Genomic DNA, 2239 nt, shown 5'->3' with positions numbered 1-2239 from the left:
CTTATCGTTCCGGCGCCGTAGTCACAGAGATATCCGAAGACGGAGACACTTGCCGTGTTCGCCTGGCGGATGGCGCTGTCATCACGGCAAACAGGTTGTTTTTGGCGACCGGCGTTTATGAAACCGCGCGACTGGTGCTCGGGGCGCTGCCGGAAAGTGACAGCAAACTCGTGCTGCACGACAGCCGACAATTCTTTTTGCCGATGTTGCATCGCTGGTCGTCAGGTGGAAACCCGTCCGCGCGTCCGCTCCACACGCTCGCAAAGCTCTTCGTCGAAATCGATAATGCAGAAGTTTCCCCCTATCTGACGCATTCGCAAATCTATAGCTGGAATGAATTCTATGCGCGCGAGATGATCGCCAATTATGGACGCCGGCTGCCAGGCAGTCAGGCTCTGTTCGGTGCGATCGCCAAGCGTTTGATTGTGGCGCAGACCTTTATCCATTCCGAGCACTGCGATCAGGTTGAGCTAACCCTCGAAACCAAAACGGGTCGTCTCAAAACCGAGATCGTGCCGAACCCCGACATGCACCCGACGATCAATCGCGCCGCATCTGTCCTGTCCAAGGCGATGTCGAAGGCGGGTCTCATGCCGTTATCATTCGCCAAACGCGTTGAGGGACCAGGGGCGAGTTTTCACTCTGGCGGCACATTGCCGATGTCTGCGTCGCCAACGGCTCTGCAAACAGACCCACTCGGTCGCGTCTCGGGCTTCAACAAAACTCATGTCGTTGATGCGTCGGTGCTTCCGAGCATTCCGGCCAGTACGATCACCTTCACCGTGATGGCGAATGCGCACCGGATTGGAAGCCTGGCTTAAGTAGGACCGTTCTCAAATGCGCCCGCTTCAAGGGCTGCGGCCAGTTCCGCATCGCCGCGCGCGTGGGCAGTTTTGGCGAGTTCCACACCATAGGCGGCGAGCACGCGATCTTCTCGCCAGCGCTCTTCAAACCCTTTACGCGCGAGCGCACCATGGCGGGACCGCCACGACGCGTCGGTCTGGATCGTCGTCATGGCCTCTATCAGATCATCTTCCGTTTCGAACAGAGCGCCAGCATCAGCGGCTTCCACAATCTCCGGGAATGGTCCAAGGCGACGCGCGATGACCGGCGTTCCAATCCGGAAGCTCTCAATCAGAATGATGCCGAACGTTTCGTAACAGACCGAAGGCACGATCAATCCGAGCGCACCGCGATAATAGGCATTCAGTTCTTCCAGCGATTTTCGGCCGAGGAATTTGATCCGCGGATTGTCTCGCGCGAGCGCTTTTAGCTCGTCTGTATAGTCGCCATCGCCGAGAATGAGCAGGTCCGCATCCGGATATTTGTCAAACGCCGGAAAGACATCCTGCAGGCCTTTGATCTTTTCGAGCCGCCCGACAAACAGAAAGTAAGGCCGATCATGTGCTGCGGGCTCGGGCAACGCGGATTCATCAATGTCCGGCAGGAAGTATGGCAACACAGTCATGTCTTTCTGGAGACCAAACTGCTTGTGCTTTTGCCGCGAGAATTCGCTCTTGGCGATGAGCAGATCAATCTGCTCGAGTTTGCGTTCCAGAAAGCCGGTATAGCGCCATAGTTGCGGCGGTCGCTTGTAGGAGAGCGTACACTTTAGACACTCGCGCGTCTCACACAGCGCTTTATTCTCTTTCCACAAAACATGCATCGGGCAGACCAGCCAATGCTCATGCGCTTCATAGATTTTGAGCGCCTTGCCATAGTCGAGCAGGCCCGGACCGCCGACCAGTGATGTATTGTTGTGCCAGATAATATCGAACGCGCCATCATCGATGATCTGTTTGATCTTGCCGCCATGCACAAGCGGACGACCGGTTTGTTGCGTCATCAGATTGGTCATCATCGGCCAGCCTGAAGACAAAGCGATCTCGGTGACACCGTCGTCTGAGTAGGACTTGCCTTCAATATCGCCGCCCATCGTCTGATAGGCGTCCTTGTCGTGCACCACCGTCACATCATGGCCGCGTCGCACCAATGCCTGCGCCATGCGCTGCACGCCGACCGCATCTCCGCCAAAGGAATATGGCGGGTAAAACGTTGTGAACATCAAGATCTTCAAAGCGCGCATGATCAAACCCACTCAACCAGCTTCACCACACTCAAGTTTCAGGCCAATTCTGCAAGCAAAATTCGCTTCTGGCGAAAGAATTGAGGGCAATCTGGAAATGTGGCAGACAGCTTTGGGGACACTGGCACTTTATTTGCGTCAAAATCGGTAAAT

General features: G+C 55.7%; 2 protein-coding genes. One reads left to right on the top strand and one right to left on the bottom strand.

What is annotated here, in order from left to right:
- A partial coding sequence (locus tag LYNGBM3L_RS49790; RefSeq protein WP_207554343.1) for a GMC oxidoreductase occupies window positions 1-821 on the top strand: 821 nt, incomplete at its 5' end.
- On the opposite strand, the gene LYNGBM3L_RS49785 is transcribed toward LYNGBM3L_RS49790, so the two are convergent.
- A complete protein-coding gene (locus tag LYNGBM3L_RS49785) occupies window positions 818-2086 on the bottom strand; it encodes a glycosyltransferase family 4 protein (RefSeq protein WP_008183565.1) in 1269 nt (422 codons plus the stop codon). The genes LYNGBM3L_RS49790 and LYNGBM3L_RS49785 overlap by 4 nt on opposite strands.
- Window positions 2087-2239 lie beyond the last annotated feature (153 nt).

This window comes from Moorena producens 3L (assembly GCF_000211815.1).
In the GTDB taxonomy this organism is placed as follows: domain Bacteria; phylum Cyanobacteriota; class Cyanobacteriia; order Cyanobacteriales; family Coleofasciculaceae; genus Moorena; species Moorena producens.
The sequence above is the reverse complement of the archived record's forward strand: the minus strand, read 5'-3'. Positions and strand labels throughout refer to the sequence as shown.

Excerpts from the sequence above, each read along its gene's own strand:
- LYNGBM3L_RS49785 (WP_008183565.1), bottom strand. The coding sequence starts at position 2,086 with ATGCGCGCTTTGAAGATCTTGATGTTCACAACGTTTTACCCGCCATAT.